Annotated in this window: 26 protein-coding genes; all 26 read left to right on the top strand. The window is 64.4% G+C overall.

The features are described from left to right. Positions 1 to 54: 54 nt before the first annotated feature. The 26 genes from rpoC (at position 55) to rpmD (ending at position 19491) form a co-directional block, all read left to right on the top strand. Positions 55 to 4239 carry a DNA-directed RNA polymerase subunit beta' gene (rpoC, locus tag BLM15_RS03715; RefSeq protein ID WP_126110504.1) on the top strand — a complete coding sequence of 1395 codons (4185 nt, stop codon included), beginning with the start codon at positions 55 to 57 and terminating at the stop codon, positions 4237 to 4239. 320 nt (positions 4240 to 4559) lie between these two features. Further along, a complete protein-coding gene (locus BLM15_RS03720) occupies positions 4560 to 5648 on the top strand; it encodes a helix-turn-helix transcriptional regulator (RefSeq protein ID WP_126110506.1) in 1089 nt (362 codons plus the stop codon). 348 nt (positions 5649 to 5996) lie between these two features. Continuing rightward, positions 5997 to 6368 carry a 30S ribosomal protein S12 gene (gene rpsL / locus BLM15_RS03725; RefSeq protein WP_057189964.1) on the top strand — a complete coding sequence of 124 codons (372 nt, stop codon included), beginning with the start codon at positions 5997 to 5999 and terminating at the stop codon, positions 6366 to 6368. Positions 6369 to 6442: 74 nt separating this feature from the next. After that, on the top strand, positions 6443 to 6913 hold the full coding sequence (gene rpsG, locus BLM15_RS03730; RefSeq protein ID WP_110489247.1) for a 30S ribosomal protein S7: 471 nt from the start codon (positions 6443 to 6445) through the stop codon (positions 6911 to 6913). 36 nt (positions 6914 to 6949) lie between these two features. After that, entirely contained in the window at positions 6950 to 9025 is a 2076-nt protein-coding gene (fusA, locus tag BLM15_RS03735) for an elongation factor G (RefSeq protein ID WP_126110508.1), read from the top strand. Positions 9026 to 9075: 50 nt separating this feature from the next. Further along, positions 9076 to 10266: an elongation factor Tu gene (gene tuf / locus BLM15_RS03740; protein ID WP_126110465.1), complete on the top strand. Its 1191-nt coding sequence runs from the start codon at positions 9076 to 9078 to the stop codon at positions 10264 to 10266. A 66-nt stretch (positions 10267 to 10332) separates the two neighbouring features. Then, entirely contained in the window at positions 10333 to 10641 is a 309-nt protein-coding gene (gene rpsJ / locus BLM15_RS03745) for a 30S ribosomal protein S10 (RefSeq protein ID WP_043237115.1), read from the top strand. A gap of 67 nt (positions 10642 to 10708) precedes the next feature. After that, entirely contained in the window at positions 10709 to 11443 is a 735-nt protein-coding gene (rplC, locus tag BLM15_RS03750; protein ID WP_126110510.1) for a 50S ribosomal protein L3, read from the top strand. Beyond that, positions 11443 to 12063, top strand: coding sequence for a 50S ribosomal protein L4 (gene rplD, locus BLM15_RS03755; RefSeq protein ID WP_110489251.1), 621 nt, complete (start codon positions 11443 to 11445; stop codon positions 12061 to 12063). The genes rplC and rplD overlap by 1 nt, the downstream gene beginning before the upstream one ends. Beyond that, the gene (locus BLM15_RS03760; RefSeq protein ID WP_110489252.1) at positions 12060 to 12368 is read left to right on the top strand and encodes a 50S ribosomal protein L23; all 309 of its coding nucleotides are present in this window, start codon (positions 12060 to 12062) and stop codon (positions 12366 to 12368) included. Before rplD ends, BLM15_RS03760 begins: the two co-directional genes overlap by 4 nt. Positions 12369 to 12384: 16 nt before the next feature. Continuing rightward, a complete protein-coding gene (gene rplB / locus BLM15_RS03765; RefSeq protein ID WP_126110512.1) occupies positions 12385 to 13227 on the top strand; it encodes a 50S ribosomal protein L2 in 843 nt (280 codons plus the stop codon). Between the two features lie 8 nt (positions 13228 to 13235). After that, entirely contained in the window at positions 13236 to 13514 is a 279-nt protein-coding gene (gene rpsS, locus BLM15_RS03770; protein WP_091842265.1) for a 30S ribosomal protein S19, read from the top strand. A gap of 3 nt (positions 13515 to 13517) precedes the next feature. Continuing rightward, a complete protein-coding gene (gene rplV, locus BLM15_RS03775; RefSeq protein ID WP_126110514.1) occupies positions 13518 to 13901 on the top strand; it encodes a 50S ribosomal protein L22 in 384 nt (127 codons plus the stop codon). Between the two features lie 10 nt (positions 13902 to 13911). Then, positions 13912 to 14628: a 30S ribosomal protein S3 gene (gene rpsC, locus BLM15_RS03780; protein ID WP_126110515.1), complete on the top strand. Its 717-nt coding sequence runs from the start codon at positions 13912 to 13914 to the stop codon at positions 14626 to 14628. Between the two features lie 18 nt (positions 14629 to 14646). Continuing rightward, on the top strand, positions 14647 to 15060 hold the full coding sequence (gene rplP / locus BLM15_RS03785; protein ID WP_056799002.1) for a 50S ribosomal protein L16: 414 nt from the start codon (positions 14647 to 14649) through the stop codon (positions 15058 to 15060). A gap of 10 nt (positions 15061 to 15070) precedes the next feature. Continuing rightward, positions 15071 to 15283, top strand: coding sequence for a 50S ribosomal protein L29 (gene rpmC, locus BLM15_RS03790; RefSeq protein ID WP_110489255.1), 213 nt, complete (start codon positions 15071 to 15073; stop codon positions 15281 to 15283). A gap of 11 nt (positions 15284 to 15294) precedes the next feature. Then, positions 15295 to 15537 carry a 30S ribosomal protein S17 gene (gene rpsQ, locus BLM15_RS03795; RefSeq protein ID WP_091842255.1) on the top strand — a complete coding sequence of 81 codons (243 nt, stop codon included), beginning with the start codon at positions 15295 to 15297 and terminating at the stop codon, positions 15535 to 15537. A gap of 113 nt (positions 15538 to 15650) precedes the next feature. After that, positions 15651 to 16019 (top strand): 50S ribosomal protein L14, encoded by a 369-nt coding sequence (gene rplN / locus BLM15_RS03800; RefSeq protein WP_057193256.1) that lies wholly within the window; start codon positions 15651 to 15653, stop codon positions 16017 to 16019. Beyond that, positions 16019 to 16336 carry a 50S ribosomal protein L24 gene (gene rplX / locus BLM15_RS03805; RefSeq protein WP_057193254.1) on the top strand — a complete coding sequence of 106 codons (318 nt, stop codon included), beginning with the start codon at positions 16019 to 16021 and terminating at the stop codon, positions 16334 to 16336. Before rplN ends, rplX begins: the two co-directional genes overlap by 1 nt. Beyond that, entirely contained in the window at positions 16329 to 16895 is a 567-nt protein-coding gene (gene rplE / locus BLM15_RS03810) for a 50S ribosomal protein L5 (RefSeq protein WP_110489256.1), read from the top strand. Before rplX ends, rplE begins: the two co-directional genes overlap by 8 nt. 36 nt (positions 16896 to 16931) lie before the next feature. Then, positions 16932 to 17237 (top strand): 30S ribosomal protein S14, encoded by a 306-nt coding sequence (rpsN, locus tag BLM15_RS03815; RefSeq protein ID WP_110489257.1) that lies wholly within the window; start codon positions 16932 to 16934, stop codon positions 17235 to 17237. 12 nt (positions 17238 to 17249) lie between these two features. Beyond that, positions 17250 to 17648 carry a 30S ribosomal protein S8 gene (rpsH, locus tag BLM15_RS03820; RefSeq protein ID WP_110489258.1) on the top strand — a complete coding sequence of 133 codons (399 nt, stop codon included), beginning with the start codon at positions 17250 to 17252 and terminating at the stop codon, positions 17646 to 17648. Positions 17649 to 17677: 29 nt separating this feature from the next. Continuing rightward, positions 17678 to 18211, top strand: a complete 534-nt coding sequence (gene rplF, locus BLM15_RS03825) for a 50S ribosomal protein L6 (RefSeq protein ID WP_126110517.1) — start codon at positions 17678 to 17680, stop codon at positions 18209 to 18211. Positions 18212 to 18222: 11 nt separating this feature from the next. Further along, a complete protein-coding gene (gene rplR / locus BLM15_RS03830; protein WP_126110520.1) occupies positions 18223 to 18585 on the top strand; it encodes a 50S ribosomal protein L18 in 363 nt (120 codons plus the stop codon). A 134-nt stretch (positions 18586 to 18719) separates the two neighbouring features. Continuing rightward, complete coding sequence (rpsE, locus tag BLM15_RS03835) at positions 18720 to 19283, top strand: 30S ribosomal protein S5 (protein ID WP_110489261.1); 564 nt, start codon at positions 18720 to 18722, stop codon at positions 19281 to 19283. Positions 19284 to 19293: 10 nt separating this feature from the next. Next, positions 19294 to 19491, top strand: a complete 198-nt coding sequence (gene rpmD / locus BLM15_RS03840) for a 50S ribosomal protein L30 (protein WP_110489596.1) — start codon at positions 19294 to 19296, stop codon at positions 19489 to 19491. The last annotated feature ends 2 nt before the right edge of the window (positions 19492 to 19493 follow it).

Here is a 19493-nt window from a genome sequence, read left to right on the forward strand (position 1 = left end):
AGGGCCGGGCAGGGCGGTTTTCCCTAAAACCCCACCGGCCACAGGAGACAGGCTATGAAGCAAGAGGTCATGAACCTTTTCGGCCAGCAGCCGGTGCAGCAGGCGTTCGACGCGATCAAGATCTCGATCGCCAGCCCGGAGAAGATTGCATCCTGGTCGTTCGGCGAGATCAAGAAGCCCGAGACGATCAACTACCGCACGTTCAAGCCCGAGCGCGACGGCCTGTTCTGCGCCCGCATCTTCGGGCCGATCAAGGACTACGAGTGCCTGTGCGGCAAGTACAAGCGCATGAAGTTCAAGGGCGTGATCTGCGAGAAGTGCGGCGTCGAAGTGACGCTCGCCCGCGTCCGGCGCGAGCGCATGGGTCATATCGAGCTCGCCGCTCCCGTCGCGCATATCTGGTTCCTGAAGTCGCTGCCCTCGCGCATCGGCCTCTTGATGGACATGCCGCTCAAGGACCTCGAGCGCATCCTCTACTTCGAATCCTACGTCGTCCTTGAGCCGGGCCTGACCCCGCTCAAGGATCGCCAGCTGCTGACCGAAGAAGAGTATGTCCGCGCCCAGGAAGAGTACGGCGCCGACACCTTCACGGCGATGATCGGCGCGGAAGCGATCCGCGAGATGCTGCGCGCGCTTGATCTCGACCAGATCAACGCCGACCTGAAGCATGAGATCGCGACGACGACGTCGGAGCTCAAGCCGAAGAAGCTGATGAAGCGCCTGAAGATCATCGAGGCCTTCCAGGAGTCGGGCAACAAGCCGGAATGGATGGTGATGACCATCATCCCGGTGATCCCGCCTGACTTGCGTCCGCTCGTGCCGCTCGACGGCGGCCGCTTTGCGACCTCCGACCTGAACGACCTCTATCGCCGCGTCATCAACCGCAACAACCGCCTGAAGCGGCTGATCGAGCTGCGCGCGCCGGACATCATCATCCGCAACGAGAAGCGGATGCTGCAGGAATCGGTCGACGCCCTGTTCGACAACGGCCGTCGCGGCCGCGTCATCACCGGCGCCAACAAGCGTCCGCTGAAGTCGCTCGCCGATATGCTGAAGGGCAAGCAGGGCCGCTTCCGGCAGAACCTTCTCGGCAAGCGCGTCGACTATTCCGGCCGCTCGGTCATCGTGGTCGGCCCGGAGATGAAGCTGCACCAGTGCGGGCTGCCGAAGAAGATGGCGCTCGAGCTGTTCAAGCCGTTCATCTACGCCCGCCTGGACGCCAAGGGCTACTCGACTACGGTCAAGCAGGCCAAGAAGCTGGTCGAGAAGGAGAAGCCCGAGGTCTGGGATATCCTCGACGAGGTCATCCGCGAGCATCCGGTGCTGCTCAACCGCGCGCCGACGCTGCACCGCCTCGGCATCCAGGCTTTCGAGCCGGTGCTGATCGAGGGCAAGGCGATCCAGCTGCACCCGCTGGTCTGCGCTGCGTTCAACGCCGACTTCGACGGCGACCAGATGGCCGTGCACGTCCCGCTGTCGCTCGAGGCGCAGCTGGAAGCGCGCGTCCTGATGATGTCGACCAACAACATCCTGCACCCGGCGAACGGCATGCCGATCATCGTGCCGTCGCAGGACATCGTGCTCGGCCTCTACTACCTCTCGATCATCTCGGATGGCGAGCCGGGCCAGGGCAAGATCTTCGGTGACTTCGGCGAGCTCGAATACGCGCTGCACGAGAAGGTCGTGACGCTGCATTCGAAGATCAAATACCGCTGGACCGGCGTTGGCGCCGACGGCAAGTCCTACACCAAGATCTACGACACCACGCCGGGCCGCGTCATTCTCTCGACTGCGTTGCCCGAGCACCCCGCCATGACCTTCGACGTCGTCAACAAGCTGATGACCAAGAAGGAGATCTCCAACATGATCGACGCCGTCTATCGCGGCTGCGGTCAGAAGGAATCGGTGATCTTCTGCGATCGCGTCATGGGCCTCGGCTTCAAGCATGCCTTCAAGGCCGGCATTTCGTTCGGCAAGGACGACATGGTGATCCCCGAGAACAAGTGGGAGATCGTCGATGCGACCCGCGTGCTCGCCAAGGATTACGAGCAGCAGTATCAGGACGGCCTGATCACCCAGGGCGAGAAGTACAACAAGGTCGTCGACGCCTGGGCGAAGTGCTCCGACAAGCTCGCCCAGGAGATGATGGCCCGCATCTCGACCGTGAAGAAGGACGAGAACGGCCGGGACAAGCCGATCAACTCGATCTACATGATGAGCCACTCGGGTGCCCGCGGTTCGCCGGCGCAGATGAAGCAGCTCGCGGCGATGCGCGGCCTGATGGCCAAGCCGTCGGGCGAGATCATCGAGAGCCCGATCATCTCGAACTTCAAGGAAGGCCTCGACGTTCTCGAGTACTTCAACTCGACCCACGGCGCCCGCAAGGGCCTCGCCGACACGGCGCTCAAGACGGCGAATTCGGGTTATCTCACCCGCCGTCTCGTCGACGTGGCGCAGGACGCGATCATCTCCGAGGTCGATTGCGGCTCGGACAACGGCATCAAGATGCGCGCCATCGTCGATGCCGGCCAGGTCGTGGCTTCGCTCGGCATGCGCATCCTCGGCCGTTCGGCGGCCGTGGAGGTGGTTGACCTCGAAGGCAACATCCTGGTCGCCAAGGGCGCGGTGATCGAGGAGAGCCACATCGCCAAGATCAACGCCGCCGGCGTCCAGGAGGTGAAGATCCGCTCGGTCTTGACCTGCGAGACCAAGAACGGCGTGTGCGCGACCTGCTACGGGCGCGATCTTGCCCGCGGCACGCCCGTCAACATGGGCGAGGCCGTCGGCGTCATCGCGGCGCAGTCGATCGGCGAGCCGGGCACGCAGCTCACCATGCGTACCTTCCACATCGGTGGCGCGGCCACGATCGCCGACCAGTCCTTCGTCGAATCGAACTTCGAAGGCACGGTCAAGATCCGCAACCGCAATGCGGCACGCAACTCGGACGGCGACCTGATCGCGATGGCGCGTAACCTCGCCATCGTCATCACCGGCCCGGACGGCGCCGAGCGCGCGGTTCACCGCGTCCAGTTCGGCTCGAAGCTGCGCGTCGACGACGGCGACAAGGTCAAGCGCGGCCAGCGCCTGATCGAGTGGGATCCCTATTCCCGCCCGATCCTGGCAGAGGTCGACGGCAAGGTCGGCTACGAGGACCTGGTCGACGGCATGTCGATGACGGAGACGACCGACGAGGCGACCGGCATCAACAAGCGCCTCGTGATCGACTGGCGCGGTTCGGCCCGTACGTCGGACCTGCGTCCGGCGATGACCCTGCACGGCGCGGACGGCAAGATCGCCAAGCTCGCCCGCGGCGGCGAGGCGCGCTACATCCTGCCGGTCGAGGGCATCATCTCGGTGGAGCCAGGCTCGTCGGTGAAGGCCGGCGACGTGCTGGCGCGTGTCTCGACCGACTCGGCCAAGACCCGCGACATCACCGGCGGTCTGCCGCGCGTCGCCGAGCTGTTCGAGGCGCGTCGTCCGAAGGATGCCGCGATCATCGCCGAGAAGGCCGGCGTCATCGGCTTCGGGCGCGACTACAAGAACAAGCGTCGCGTCACGCTGACTCCGCATGATGGCACCGACGCCGTCGAGTATCTGATCCCGAAGGGCAAGCACATCCACCTGCAGGATGGCGACGTCGTCGAGATCGGGGACTACATCCTCGACGGCAACCCGGCCCCGCACGACATCCTGGCGATCAAGGGCGTCGAGGAGCTTGCCGCTTACCTGGTCAACGAGATCCAGGAGGTTTACCGCCTCCAGGGCGTGACCATCAACGACAAGCACATCGAGGTCATCGTCCGGCAGATGCTGCAGAAGGTCGAGATCACCGAATCCGGCGATAGCGACATTCTCACTGGCGATCAGATCGACCGGATCGAGCTCGAGGAGGTCAACTCCAAGCTGCGCGAGGAGGGCAAGAAGCCGGCTTCCGGTGTTCCGGTCCTGCTCGGCATCACCAAGGCCTCGCTGCAGACCCGCTCGTTCATCTCGGCCGCCTCCTTCCAGGAGACGACCCGCGTCCTCACCGAGGCTGCGGTCAACGGCAAGATGGACATGCTGGAAGGCCTCAAGGAGAACGTCATCGTTGGCTCGCTGATCCCGGCCGGCACCGGCGCGCAGGTCGCCCGCATCAAGCAGGTGGCGACGCGTCGCGACGATCTGATCGTCGGCCAGAAGGCGGATGCGGCGGCCAGGGCCGCGGCTACCGCCGCGGCGGCTCTGCCCGCAGCCGAATAGAGCCCGTTCCGATCGGCTTGCAACGCAAGCCGATCGGAATAACGGTCTCTAGACGCAAAGTGAGAGCCGGCAAGTTCTACTGGCTTTGTGAAACGGCCGCCTTCGGGCGGCCGTTTTCGTTTCGGCTCCCTTGACCTTTTCCAAGGCAAGCGGCCTAAGCTTATCTTGCGAAATCTGTCGGGGGGCAGCGATGCGCTAGCGCGTCTCTCGTTGGTCGGCCGGAGGCGGCCGAACGACGGGTGGCATGCTGACACCATGCGGGGGCGTGGTCGGCGGAGGAGTTTCTCGTCCTGCGGACCAGGCCTGGGGCGGCCGGGATCATGGACGAGCAATTTCTCGACAGTCTTTACGAAGCGGCAGTGGTGTCGGAGCTGTGGCCGCAGGTGCTGCGGCGGTTCCAGGAGATTGCGCGCGGTGCCGGCGCGGTGCTGGTCGCGGTGACGCCGACCTCCAACCGCTGGATCTCGTCCTCGCCCGAGTTCGACCAGCTGGTCGCGACGCACTTCAACCGTTTCCCCGGCAATGAGCGGACGCGCCGCCTGATCGAGCGCCGCCATGCCGGTTTCCTGCGCGATATCGACATCCTCTCCGAGGCCGAGATGGCGGACGAGCCGGTCTATCGTGATTTCCTGCTGCCGCAGGGGTTCGGCGTCGGTGTCGCGACCCTGGTCGCCTCGCCAACCGGCGAAGCCTTCATCCTGCATGCCGAGCGCGAGCGCGAGGAGGGCCATGTCGAGGGGGACCTGATCGCTCGCTTCGACAGGATGCGGCCCCACCTCGCCCGCGCCATGCTGCTTTCGGCCCGGCTCGAATTCGAGCGGGTGCGGGGGGCCGCCCAGGCGCTCGAGGCGATCGGCCTGCCCGCAGCGGTGCTCGATCGCAATGGCCGCGCGCTCGCGCTCAATCCCAGCTTCGAGGCGTTGGTACCGGCGGTGGCTGTCGATCGTCCATCGCGGCTCGGACTCGTCGATATGGCGGCAGACAGCCTGCTCGCCTCAGCCTTGCAAGCGATGGGCCGGGCAACCAGTGCGACGGTGCGCTCGATCCCGGTGGCGCGCCGCGAGAATCAACCGCCGTTGATCCTGCACCTGACGCCGATTCGCGGTGCCGCCCACGACATCTTCTCGCGGGCGGCGAGCATCCTGGTGGTGACGCCGGTGGTGGTGAAGGACGTGCCGACCGCCGATGTCGTCCAGGGCCTGTTCGACCTGACGCCGGCCGAGGCCAGGCTCGCCGCGCTGATCGCGGCGGGGCACCGCCCACGCGAGGCGGCCGCCGCGCTTGGCATCATGGAGGAGACCGCGCGCTCGACCTTGAAGCGGGTGATGGCCAAGACCGGACTGCATCGCCAGGCCGACCTGATCGGCCTGTTGCGCGGGGCAGGGGTCACGGCGGGCGCGACCGATTGAGCGGCATCTGAATGCTCGCCGCGAGATTGCGTTAACTCCCGCTAAATCCGGGGTTGACGCGAATCTCCGACTGAGTCATAAGCGCGCCACTGTCGACGGCTGTCGGACACGTTTGTCGCTTGCCTTTGTTGCGAGCGAGGTTCGCGACCGAAACTCCGTCGGAATTCCAGCGTCTAACGACGACATGGCAGGACGCATGAACGCGGATTCCGTGTTCCTCTGCATGGCGAACGCGCCTGAGGCCCCGTAAATGGGCGCCGATGGCGCGGCTTCGTTTGGTCATGGCCTTGTAAGGTGCCGGAATGGACATCGAATTCATCTAGCGCTCAAGGGAGCGAGAGGCCTTAAATGCCGACAATCAGCCAGCTGATCCGCAAGCCCCGTTCGCCGGTCAAGGCGCGTAACACCGCTCCGGCGCTCGAGAATTGCCCGCAGAAGCGCGGCGTCTGCACGCGTGTCTACACGACGACCCCGAAGAAGCCGAACTCGGCGCTCCGCAAGGTCGCCAAGGTGCGCCTGACCAACGGCTTCGAAGTGATCGGCTACATTCCGGGTGAAGGCCACAACCTTCAGGAGCACTCGGTCGTCATGATCCGCGGCGGCCGCGTCAAGGACTTGCCCGGCGTGCGTTATCACATCCTGCGCGGCGTGCTCGACACGCAGGGCGTCAAGAATCGCAAGCAGCGCCGTTCGAAGTACGGCGCCAAGCGTCCGAAGTAATTTTCCTGCCCGACCGGCGGGGCAAGATGCCCCAGCCGGTTCGCAGCTTTTGAGATTTGACCGGAGACTAGACGATGTCCCGCCGCCACAGTGCCGAAAAGCGCGAGATCATCCCGGACGCCAAGTTCGGCGACGTGATCGTGACCAAGTTCATGAATTCGGTCATGTACGAAGGCAAGAAGTCGACTGCCGAAGGCATCGTCTACGGCGCCTTCGACATCATCGAGGGTAAGCTGAAGAGCGACCCGCTCGCCGTCTTCAAGACCGCGCTCGAGAACGTCGCCCCGGCGATCGAGGTCCGCTCCCGCCGCGTCGGCGGTGCGACCTATCAGGTCCCGGTCGAGGTTCGCACCGAACGCCGCCAGGCTCTCGCGATCCGCTGGCTGATCGCCGCTGCCCGTGGCCGCAACGATCGCACCATGGTCGAGCGTCTCTCGTCCGAGCTGATGGATGCCGCGAACAACCGTGGCAACGCCGTCAAGAAGCGCGAAGACACGCACCGGATGGCGGAAGCCAACCGCGCCTTCTCGCACTACCGCTGGTAATTCGTCCGTTCCGACCCGGAAAGACAGAGCATTCCTATGCCCCGTTCTCATCCCATCGATCGCTATCGTAACTTCGGCATCATGGCCCACATTGATGCGGGCAAGACGACGACGACCGAGCGTATCCTGTTCTACACCGGCAAGAGCCATAAGATCGGCGAAGTCCATGACGGCGCCGCCACCATGGACTGGATGGCGCAGGAGCAGGAGCGTGGCATCACGATCACCTCTGCCGCGACGACCTGCCTGTGGCGCGATCATCGCCTGAACATCATCGACACCCCCGGCCACGTCGACTTCACCATTGAGGTCGAGCGTTCGCTGCGCGTACTCGACGGCGCCGTCTGCGTGCTCGACGGCAACCAGGGCGTCGAGCCCCAGACCGAGACTGTCTGGCGCCAGGCCGACAAGTACGACGTTCCGCGCGTCGTGTTCGTCAACAAGATGGACAAGATCGGCGCCGATTTCTATCGCTGCGTCCAGGACATCATCGACCGCGTCGCCGGCAAGCCCGTCTGCCTGCAGATCCCGATCGGTTCGGAGTCGAATTTCGCCGGCGTCATCGACCTCATCAAGATGAAGGCGATCGTCTGGAACGGCGAGGCGCTCGGCGCCTCCTTCGATGAGAAGGAAATCCCGGCCGATCTCGCCGACAAGGCTGTCGAATACCGCCACAAGCTGCTCGAAGCCGCCGTCGAGATGGACGATGCGGCGATGGAAGCCTATCTCGACGGTACCGAGCCGGATGCCGAGACTCTGCGTCGGCTGGTTCGTACCGCCGTGCAGCGCCGCGCCTTCCACCCGGTGCTCTGCGGTTCGGCCTTCAAGAACAAGGGCGTGCAGCCCCTGCTTGACGCCGTCGTCGACTTCCTGCCGTCGCCGGTCGATCGTGGCGACATCAAGGGCATCGACTTCAAGACCGAGGAAGAGACCGTTCGTCATCCGACGGACGAGGATCCCTTCGCGATGCTTGCCTTCAAGATCATGGACGACCCCTTCGTCGGTACCATCACCTTCTGCCGCGTCTATTCGGGCAAGGTCGAGACCGGCCAGGGCGTCATCAACTCGACGCGCGACAAGAAAGAGCGCGTCGGCCGCATGCTGCTGATGCACGCGAACAACCGTGAAGACATCAAGGAGGCTTTCGCCGGCGACATCGTCGCTCTGGCCGGCCTCAAGGACGTCCGCACCGGCGACACGCTGTGCGACCCGGCCCAGGCCGTGATCCTCGAGCGCATGGAATTCCCCGAGCCGGTCATCACGATCGCGATCGAGCCGAAGTCCAAGGCCGACCAGGAGAAGCTTGGCCTCGCGCTGTCGAAGCTCGCGAACGAGGATCCGTCCTTCCGCGTCTCGACCGACCAGGAGAGCGGCCAGACCATCCTGAAGGGGATGGGCGAGCTGCATCTCGACATCAAGGTCGACATCCTGCGCCGGACCTACAAGGTCGATGCCAATATCGGCGCGCCGCAGGTTGCCTATCGCGAGACGCTGACCAAGAAGGCCGAGATCGACTACACCCACAAGAAGCAGACCGGCGGTACGGGCCAGTTCGCCCGCGTCAAGCTGATCATCGAGCCGAACGAGACCGGCAAGGGCTTCGAGTTCGAGTCGAAGGTCGTCGGCGGCTCGGTGCCGAAGGAGTATATTCCGGGCGTTGAGAAGGGCCTCAACTCGGTCATCGGTTCGGGCGTGCTCGCCGGCTTCCCGGTCGTCGACGTCAAGGTCACGCTGATCGACGGCGCCTTCCACGAGGTCGACTCGTCGGCTCTCGCCTTCGAAATCGCCTCCCGCGCTGCTCTGCGCGAGGGTCTGCAGAAGGGCGGCTCGGTGCTGCTCGAGCCGATCATGAAGGTCGAAGTCGTGACCCCGGAAGACTATACCGGCTCGGTCATCGGCGACCTGAACTCGCGGCGCGGCCAGATCCAGGGCCAGGACATGCGCGGCAACGCGGTCGTCGTGAATGCGATGGTCCCGCTCGCCAACATGTTCGGCTACGTGAACCAGCTGCGCTCGTTCAGCCAGGGCCGCGCCAACTACACGATGCAGTTCGACCACTACGAGCAGGTGCCGTCCGCGGTGGCTGCCGAGGTCCAGGCCAAATACGCCTGATTGAACAACGCATTAAACGGAACACTTGAGAAGATCTGACGGAGGCTGACATGGCCAAAGAGAAGTTTGCTCGGACGAAGCCGCACTGCAACATTGGCACGATTGGTCACGTTGACCATGGCAAGACGTCATTGACGGCTGCGATCACGAAGGTTCTGGCGGAGTCTGGCGGCGCGTCGTTCACGGCGTATGACCAGATCGACAAGGCGCCCGAGGAGAAGGCCCGCGGCATCACGATCTCGACGGCTCACGTCGAATACGAGACCTCGGCCCGGCACTATGCCCACGTCGACTGCCCCGGGCACGCCGACTATGTGAAGAACATGATCACCGGCGCGGCGCAGATGGACGGCGCGATCCTGGTGGTGTCGGCTGCCGACGGCCCGATGCCGCAGACCCGCGAGCACATCCTCTTGGCGCGCCAGGTCGGCGTTCCCGCGCTGGTGGTGTTCATGAACAAGGTCGATCTCGTCGACGACGCCGAGTTGCTCGAGCTGGTCGAGATGGAGATCCGCGAGCTCCTGTCGAAGTACGACTTCCCGGGCGACGACATCCCGATCACCAAGGGCTCGGCCAAGGCTGCGCTGGACGGCGTCACCCCGGAGATCGGGCATGACGCGGTGATCGCGCTGATGAAGACGGTCGACGCCTACATCCCGCAGCCCGAGCGCCCGATCGACCAGCCCTTCCTGATGCCGGTCGAGGACGTGTTCTCGATCTCGGGTCGTGGCACGGTTGTGACCGGCCGCGTCGAGCGCGGCATCGTCAAGGTCGGCGAGGAAATCGAGATCGTCGGGCTGAAGGACACGGTGAAGACGACCGTGACCGGCGTCGAGATGTTCCGCAAGCTGCTCGACCAGGGCCAGGCCGGCGACAACATCGGCGCGCTGCTGCGCGGCACCAAGCGCGAGGACGTCGAGCGCGGCCAGGTGCTGTGCAAGCCGGGCTCGGTGAAGCCGCACACCAAGTTCAAGGCCGAGGCCTACATCCTGACCAAGGAGGAGGGCGGTCGCCACACCCCGTTCTTCACCAACTACCGCCCGCAGTTCTACTTCCGCACGACGGACGTGACCGGCGTGGTGCACCTGCCCGAGGGCACCGAGATGGTGATGCCTGGCGACAACATCGCCATGGAAGTGCACCTGATCGTGCCGATCGCGATGGAAGAGAAGCTGCGCTTCGCCATCCGCGAGGGCGGCCGCACCGTCGGTGCCGGCGTCGTCGCAACGATCATCGCGTAACGGCTGATCTGAGGGCGGAAGCCCTTCGGGGCTTTCGTCTTTTCACGTCACGGAGATAACACGACCATGAACGGTCAGAATATCCGGATCCGCCTCAAGGCGTTCGACCATCGCATCCTCGATGCGTCGACGCGCGAGATCGTCTCGACGGCGAAGCGCACCGGCGCCCAGGTCCGCGGCCCGATTCCGCTGCCGACGCTGATCGAGAAGTTCACCGTCAACCGCTCGCCGCACATCGACAAGAAGTCGCGCGAGCAGTTCGAGATGCGGACCCACAAGCGGGTTCTCGATATCGTCGATCCGACCCCCCAGACGGTCGACGCCCTCATGAAGCTTGATCTCGCCGCCGGCGTCGACGTCGAAATCAAGCTCTGATCCATCATCGGGTCCTCTGTTTCCGGGTTTCCCGGATGGACATGACCCCAAGGGAAGGTATGCACCGATGCGTTCCGGTGTGATTGCACAGAAAGTCGGGATGACCCGCATCTTCACCGATGCCGGCGAGCACATCCCGGTCACCGTGCTGAAGCTCGACAACTGCCAGGTCGTCGCGCATCGCACGATCGAGAAGAACGGCTATGTCGCCGTGCAGCTCGGGTCGGGCTTGGCCAAGGTCAAGAACGTCTCGAAGGCGCAGCGCGGCCACTTCGCCGTGGCCAAGGTCGAGCCGAAGCAGAAGATCGTCGAGTTCCGCGTCAGCGATGACGCGCTGATCCCGGTCGGCGCCGAGCTCACCGCCGACCACTTCGTCGTCGGCCAGTTCGTCGACGTCTCCGGCACGACCACCGGCAAGGGCTTCGCCGGCGGTATGAAGCGCTGGAACTTCGGCGGTCTGCGCGCCACGCACGGCGTCTCGGTCTCGCATCGTTCGATCGGTTCGACCGGTGGCCGTCAGGACCCGGGCAAGACCTTCAAGAACAAGAAGATGCCGGGTCATCTCGGTGTCGAGCGCGTCACCACGCAGAACCTGCGCGTCGTCCAGACGGACGCCGAGCGCGGCCTGATCCTGGTCGAGGGCGCCGTCCCCGGCGTCGCCGGCGGCTGGATCCATGTCCGCGACGCAGTCAAGCGCTCGCTGCCGAAGGACGCCCCGCTGCCGGGCAAGTTCAAGGTCTCCGGCGAGGGCAAGGCCGACATTGTCGAGGCTCCTGCGGCGCAGGCTGAGGAGAACGTGTGATGAAACTCGATATCGTCACTCTTGACGGCGGCAAGGCCGGCTCGGTCGAGCTTTCGGACGCGATCTTCGGCCTCGAGCCGCGCGCCGACCTGCTCGCCCGCATGGTGCGCTACCAGCTCGCCAAGCGCCGCGCCGGCACGCACAAGACCAAGGGCCGTTCGGAAGTCGACCGCACCCGCAAGAAGATCTACAAGCAGAAGGGTACCGGCGGCGCTCGCCACGGTGCAGCTTCGGCTCCGCAGTTCCGCGGCGGTGGCAAGGCCTTCGGCCCGGTCGTGCGCGACCACGCCCATGACCTGCCCAAGAAGGTCAAGGCGCTGGCGCTGCGCCATGCGCTCTCGGCCAAGGCCAAGGACGCGGGCCTGATCATCATCGACGACGTCAAGCTCGCCGAGCCGAAGACCAAGGTGCTTCTGGGCCATTTCGGCAAACTCGACCTGTCGAGCGCGCTGGTGATCGGCGGCGCCGAGATCGATGTGAACTTCGGCCTGGCGGCGCGTTCGATCCCGAACGTCGACGTGCTGCCGATCCAGGGCATCAACGTCTATGACATCCTGCGTCGCGACAAGCTCGTGCTGACGCGCTCGGCTGTCGATGCGCTGGAGGCGCGCTTCAAATGAGTCAGTCCAAGAATCTGGATCCGCGCCACTACGACGTCATTCGTGGCCCGGTGATCACCGAAAAGGCGACCATGCTCTCAGAGCACAACAAGGTCGTCTTCAAGGTCGCGAAGACCGCGACCAAGCCGCAGATCAAGGCGGCGATCGAGAAGCTCTTCGACGTCAAGGTCAAGAGCGTCAATACGATGGTCACCGAAGGCAAGATGAAGGTCTTCCGGGGCCGGCTCGGTCAGCGTTCGGACGTCAAGAAGGCGGTCGTGACCCTCGAAGAAGGTCACTCCATCGACGTGACCACTGGGCTCTGAGGGAAGGATCGTCATCATGGCTTTGAAGAGTTTCAAGCCGATCACGCCGAGCCTTCGCCAGCTCGTGATCGTCGACCGCAGCGAGCTCTACAAGGGCAAGCCGGTCAAGGCGCTGACCGAGGGCAAGTCGTCCTCGGGCGGCCGCAACAATCTCGGCCGCATCACCGTCCGCTTCCGCGGCGGTGGTCACAAGCGCACGCTGCGCCTGATCGATTTCAAGCGTCGCGGCAAGGCCGGCATCCCGGCTGCCGTGGAGCGGATCGAGTATGATCCGAACCGCTCGGCCTTCATCGCGCTGATCAAGTATCAGGACGGCGAGCTCGCCTACATCCTGGCGCCGCAGCGCCTGGCCGTTGGCGACAGCGTCGTCGCCGGTGACAGCGTCGACGTGAAGCCCGGCAACGCGGCCCCGATGGGTTCGCTGCCGATCGGCACGATCGTCCACAATGTCGAGCTCAAGATCGGCAAGGGTGGGGCGCTGGCACGTTCGGCGGGCAACTACGCCCAGATCGTCGGCCGTGACCAGGGTTACGTTATCGTCCGCTTGAATTCGGGCGAGCAGCGCCTGATCAGCGGCCTGTGCTATGCCACGGTGGGCGCGGTCTCGAACCCCGACCACATGAACCGGAATGACGGCAAGGCCGGGCGCTCGCGCTGGCTGGGTCGTCGTCCGCATAACCGTGGTGTCTCGATGAACCCGGTCGACCATCCGCACGGCGGCGGCGAAGGCCGCACCTCGGGCGGCCGTCATCCGGTTACGCCCTGGGGTCTGCCGACCAAGGGCAAGAAGACCCGCTCGAACAAGCGGACCGATACGTTCATCGTGTCGAGCCGTCACGCCCGCAAGAAGAAGAACTGAGGTCCGTCATGGCGCGTTCGCTTTGGAAAGGTCCGTTTGTCGACGGATACCTCCTGAAGAAGGCCGAGGTCGCCCGTTCGGCGAGCCGGTCTGAAGTCATCAAGATCTGGAGCCGTCGCTCCACGATCCTGCCGCAGTTCGTCGGTCTGACGTTCGGCGTCTACAACGGCCACAAGCATGTGCCGGTGAACGTCTCCGAGGAAATGGTGGGCCACAAGTTCGGCGAGTTCTCGCCGACGCGCACCTTCCCCGGCCACGCGGCCGACAAGAAGGCGAAGAGGAAGTAAGCCATGGGTAAGCCCTCCGCCCCCCGTGCGCTGCCCGAGAACGAGGCCAAGGCGGTCGCGCGCAACCTGCGCGTTTCCCCGCAGAAGCTGAACCTTCTCGCCCAGCTCATCCGCGGCAAGAAGGTCTCGACCGCGCTCTCCGATCTCGAGTTCTCGCGCAAGCGGATCTCGACCGATGTGCGCAAGTGCCTGCAGAGCGCGATCGCCAACGCCGAGAACAATCATGATCTCGACGTCGACGACCTCGTCGTGTCCCAGGCTTTCGTCGGCAAGGCGCTCGTCATGAAGCGCTTCCATGCCCGCGCTCGCGGCCGTGGCGCCCGCATCATGAAGCCCTTCGCCAACATCACGATCGTGGTGCGCGAAGTTCAGGCTGCGAAGGCCTGAGGAGAGAACGATGGGTCAGAAAATCAATCCGATCGGCCTTCGTCTCGGCATCAACCGGACCTGGGATTCGCGCTGGTTCGCCCAGAAGGGTGAATACGGCAAGCTGCTGCATGAGGACATGGCGATCCGCGCCGCCCTGATGAAGCTGCTGAAGCAGGCTGCTGTCTCGAAGATCATCATCGAGCGTCCGCACAAGAAGTGCCGCGTCACCATCCACTCGGCGCGTCCGGGCGTGGTGATCGGCAAGAAGGGCGCCGACATCGAGAAGCTGCGCAAGACCGTGTCGAAGCTGACGTCTGCCGACGTCACCATCAACATCGTCGAGGTGCGCAAGCCGGAGATCGACGCGACCCTGGTCGCCGATTCGATCGCTCAGCAGCTCGAGCGCCGCGTCGCTTTCCGTCGCGCCATGAAGCGCGCCGTTCAGTCGGCGATGCGTCTGGGCGCCGAGGGCATCCGCATCAACTGCTCGGGCCGTCTGGGTGGCGCTGAAATCGCCCGCCTCGAATGGTATCGCGAGGGCCGCGTGCCGCTGCATACGCTGCGCGCCGACGTCGACTACGGCGTCGCCACTGCCTTCACGACCTATGGCACGTGCGGGATCAAGGTCTGGATCTTCAAGGGCGAGATCCTCGAACACGACCCGATGGCCCAGGACAAGCGCCTCTCGGACGAGGGCGGCCGCTCGGGTGGTGAGCGTCGCGAACGTCGCGAGCAGGCTGCGTAAGGCTGATCGAGAAGAGCCATGCTGCAACCAAAGCGCACTAAGTTCCGTAAGCAGTTCAAGGGACGCATTTCCGGCGTCGCCAAGGGCGGCACGGATCTCAATTTCGGCCAGTTCGGCCTGAAGGCCCAGGAGCCGGAGCGCGTCACGGCCCGCCAGATCGAGGCGGCCCGTCGTGCCATCACCCGCGCCATGAAGCGCGCGGGCCGGGTCTGGATCCGCATCTTCCCGGACGTGCCGGTTTCCAAGAAGCCGACCGAAGTCCGCATGGGTAAGGGCAAGGGAGCGCCCGAATTCTGGGCGGCCAAGGTCAAGCCGGGCCGGATCATGTTCGAGCTCGACGGCGTGCCGGAGGATATCGCCCGCGAGGCGCTCCGTCTCGGTGCCGCCAAGCTGCCGATCAAGACCCGTTTCATCCAACGCATCGCCGAGTAAGGAGGGCGACATGAAAGCTACGCAACGCCTGTCCGACATCAAGGTGATGAGCGCGGACCAGCTCCAGGACGAGCTTCTCAAGCTCAAGAAGGAGCAGTTTAACCTGCGTTTCCAGCGCGCGACCGGCCAGCTCGAGAATACCGCTCGGGTCACCGAAGTGCGTAAGGATATCGCCCGCATCAAGACACTGCAGCGGTCCAAGACCGCGGCAGTGAGCGCCTGAGGAGTAGGACAATGCCGAAGCGCGTGCTGCAGGGCGTCGTCGTCAGCGACAAGCAGAACAAAACTGTTGTGGTTAAGGTCGAGCGGCGTTATACGCACCCGCTCCTCAAGAAGACGGTGCGCCGTTCGAAGAACTATCACGCCCATGACGAGGCGGGGTCGTTCAAGGTCGGTGACTCGGTTTGGATCGAGGAGTCGAAGCCCATTTCCAAGCTGAAAAGCTGGGTTGTGCTCGACAACGCTCCCAAGGCGTAAGTCAAATCATTGAGGCCAGGGGGCAAAGCGACCCCCGTCAGTCGTAGTCCGGGCTCAGGCACTCCGCCTTTGTCCGGAAACCGCGCTGATACACAGATGGAAGGATCAAGGCCATGATCCAGGTGCAGACCAATCTCGAGGTCGCCGACAATTCCGGCGCCCGCCGCGTGATGTGCATCAAGGTTCTCGGCGGCTCGAAGCGGCGCTATGCCCGCATCGGCGACATCATTGTGGTTTCCATCAAGGAAGCCATCCCGCGCGGCCGCGTGAAGAAGGGCGACGTCATGAAGGCGATCGTCGTGCGCACCGCCAAGGACATCAAGCGCCCCGACGGTTCGGTGATCCGCTTCGACCGCAATGCGGCCGTGCTGATCAACAACCAGAAGGAGCCTGTGGGCACCCGTATCTTCGGACCGGTTCCGCGCGAGCTGCGCGCCAAGAACCACATGAAGATCATTTCGCTCGCTCCCGAGGTGTTGTGATGGCTGCGAAAATCAAAAAGGGCGACAAGGTCGTCGTGCTCGCCGGCCGCGACAAGGGCAAGAACGGCGAAGTGCTTCAGGTCCTGCCGAAGGACGCCCGCGCCGTCGTGCGCGGCGTGAACCTGGTCAAGAAGCACACCAAGGCTACTGCCCAGTCCGAGGGCGGCATCATCAGCAAGGAGGCCACGATCGATCTGTCGAACCTGGCCGTCGCCGATCCGAAGGACGGCAAGCCGACCCGCGTCGGCTTCAAGGTGCTCGATGACGGCCGCAAGGTCCGTTTCGCCAAGCGTTCGGGGGATCTGATCGATGGCTGAGAATCAGCAGGCGGCTCTCTCGCCGCGCATGAAGAAGCATTATGAGGACGTCGTCCGTCCCGCGATGATCGCCGAGTTCGGCTACAAGAACGTCATGGAAGTGCCGACCCTCGAGAAGGTCGTCATCAACATGGGCGTTGGCGAAGCGACTGCCGACCGCAAGAAGGTCGACAACGCCGCCGGCGACCTTGCCATGATCGCCGGTCAGAAGCCGGTCATCACCAAGTCCCGCCTCGCCATCGCCGGCTTCAAGCTGCGCGAGAACATGGCGGTCGGCTGCAAGGTCACGCTGCGCAAGACCAAGATGTTCGAGTTCGTCGATCGGCTCGTCACCATTGCCTTGCCGCGTGTGCGCGACTTCCGCGGTCTCAACCCGAAGTCGTTCGACGGGCGCGGCAATTTCGCGCTCGGGATCAAGGAGCACATCGTGTTCCCCGAGATCAACTACGACAAGGTCGACCAGGTCTGGGGTATGGACGTGATCGTCTGCACGACTGCCAAGTCGGATGACGAGGCGCGTGCCCTGCTCAAGCACTTCAACTTCCCGTTCCGGCAGTGAGCCTTCGGGCTCATACGCGGAAACCAGGAGATATCGATGGCTAAGAAAAGCTCCGTCGAGAACAACAACCGCCGCAAGGCGCTCGTGAAGAAATTCGCGGGCCGTCGTGCGCGTCTTCTCGCGATCGCTAATGACGAAAGCCAGTCCATGGACGAGCGTTTCCTCGCTCGCCTGAAGCTGGCCGAACTGCCGCGCAATTCTGCCGGCATCCGCGTGCGCAACCGTTGCGAAGTCACCGGCCGCCCGCGCGCTTTTTATCGCAAGTTGAAGATGTCGCGCGTTGCTCTGCGCGAGCTCGGCAACAAGGGGCTGGTTCCCGGCCTCGTCAAGTCGAGCTGGTGAGGAGGTAGCATCATGGCGATCATCGATCCGCTTGGCGATATGCTGACCCGCATCCGCAATGCGCAGATGCGGCGCAAGTCGCGCGTTTCCACCCCGGGCTCGAAGCTGCGCGCCCGCGTTCTGGACGTGCTGGCGTCGGAAGGCTACATCCGTGGCTATTCGACCACCGAGTTCGGCAACGGCCGCACCGAGTTCGACATCGAGCTGAAGTACCACGAGGGACAGCCGGTCATCCGGTCGATCTCGCGCGTGTCGAAGCCCGGCCGTCGCGTCTACTCCTCGGTCGAGACCATGCCTCGCGTGGCCGACGGCCTCGGCGTCACCATCGTCTCCACGCCCAAGGGCGTGATGTCCGATCATCTTGCCCGCGAGCAGAACGTGGGTGGCGAAGTGCTCTGCAAGGTCTTCTGACCTTCAGGCCGCTGCTCAGGAGAGATCCAATGTCTCGTATCGGTAAGAAGCCTGTTTCGGTCCCCGCTGGTGTAACCGCCAACGTCTCGGGCCAGCTGGTAAAGATCAAGGGCTCGAAGGGCGAACTGTCCTTCGAGGTTCCCGATGAGGTTTCGGTCGCACTGGAGAACGGCGCCATCGCCGTCCAGCCGCGCTCGCAAACCAAGCGCGCCCGCGCGCTCTGGGGCACGTCGCGCGCCCGCATCAACAACCTGGTCGTCGGTACGACGGCCGGTTTCGAGAAGAAGCTCGAGATCAACGGCGTCGGCTACAAGGCCGCCGTCAACGGCAAGATCCTGAAGCTCTCGCTCGGTTACAGCCACGACATCGACTATCCGATCCCGGCCGGGGTCGCGATCGTCACGCCGAAGCCGACCGAGATCGTGATCTCCGGCATCGACAAGCAGGTCGTTGGCCAGACCGCCGCCGAGATTCGCGACTATCGCGGTCCCGAGCCCTATAAGGGCAAGGGCGTCAAGTACGCCGGCGAATTCATCTTCCGCAAGGAAGGCAAGAAGAAGTAAGGACGCCAGCCATGAGCAAGCAGACAGTTGCGACTGCGCGCCGCAAGGCCCGCGTCCGCCGCGCGATCAAGGCAGTGGCCAATGGCCGCGCCCGCCTGTCGGTGCACCGCACCGGCAAGCAGATCTATGCGCAGGTTATCGACGATGCGAAGGGGCTGACGCTCGCTTCGGCCTCGTCGCTCGACAAGGACATTCGCGCCGACTTCAAGTCGGGCGCGAATGTCGAGGCCGCGGCCGCGATCGGCAAGATCATAGCCGAGCGCGCCATCAAGGCCGGCGTCAAGGAGGTTGTGTTCGACCGTGGCGCCTACATGTACCATGGCCGCGTCAAGGCGCTGGCCGAAGCTGCTCGCGAAGGCGGGCTAAGCTTCTGATCGGTTGAAAACCGCGGGATGCGGGAGGCCTTACCGGCTTCCCGCATATCGCATTTGGAAAGTCGCTCCATTCCGGAGCGCTCGAGCGAGCGGCGGGCCACGATCGGCACCGTCCGCGCAAGTAAGAGGAAGACATGGCGAGAGAATCTCGTGACCGTCAGGTTCGCGAAGAGCGCGATTCTGAATTTGTGGACCGCCTGGTCCACATCAACCGCGTCGCCAAGGTGGTGAAGGGCGGCCGTCGTTTCGGCTTTGCTGCCCTCGTCGTCGTTGGTGACCAGAAGGGCCGCGTCGGCTTCGGCCACGGCAAGGCCCGCGAAGTGCCTGAGGCGATCCGCAAGGCGACGGAAGCCGCCAAGCGTGGCCTCGTTCGCGTCCCGCTGCGCGATGGCCGCACGCTGCATCATGACGTCCAGGGCCGTCACGGCGCTGGCAAGGTCATCCTGCGCGCAGCCCCCGCTGGTACCGGCATCATCGCCGGCGGCCCGATGCGCGCCGTCTTCGAGGCGGTCGGCATGCAGGACGTGGTGTCGAAGTCGCTCGGCTCCTCGAACCCCTACAACCTCGTGCGCGCCACCTTCGACGCGTTGAAGAACGAGGATTCGCCGCGCAGCGTCGCCGCGCGTCGCTCGCTCAAGGTCTCGGCCCTGCAGACGCGTCGCCGCGATGCCGGCACCGATGCCGCGGCCGAAGCGTGAGGGTGGGATCATGGCAAAGGCTAAGACCACCACTGTCGTCGTCGAGCAGATCGGTAGCCCGATCCGCCGCGAGGCTTCGCAGCGCCAGACCCTGATCGGTCTCGGCCTCAACAAACTCCGCCGGCAGTCGACCCTGGTCGATACGCCGGCCGTACGGGGCATGATCGACAAGGTCAGGCACCTCGTGCGCGTCGTCGACGGCAAGTGAGG

Source organism: Bosea sp. Tri-49, assembly GCF_003952665.1.
Classification (GTDB): domain Bacteria; phylum Pseudomonadota; class Alphaproteobacteria; order Rhizobiales; family Beijerinckiaceae; genus Allobosea.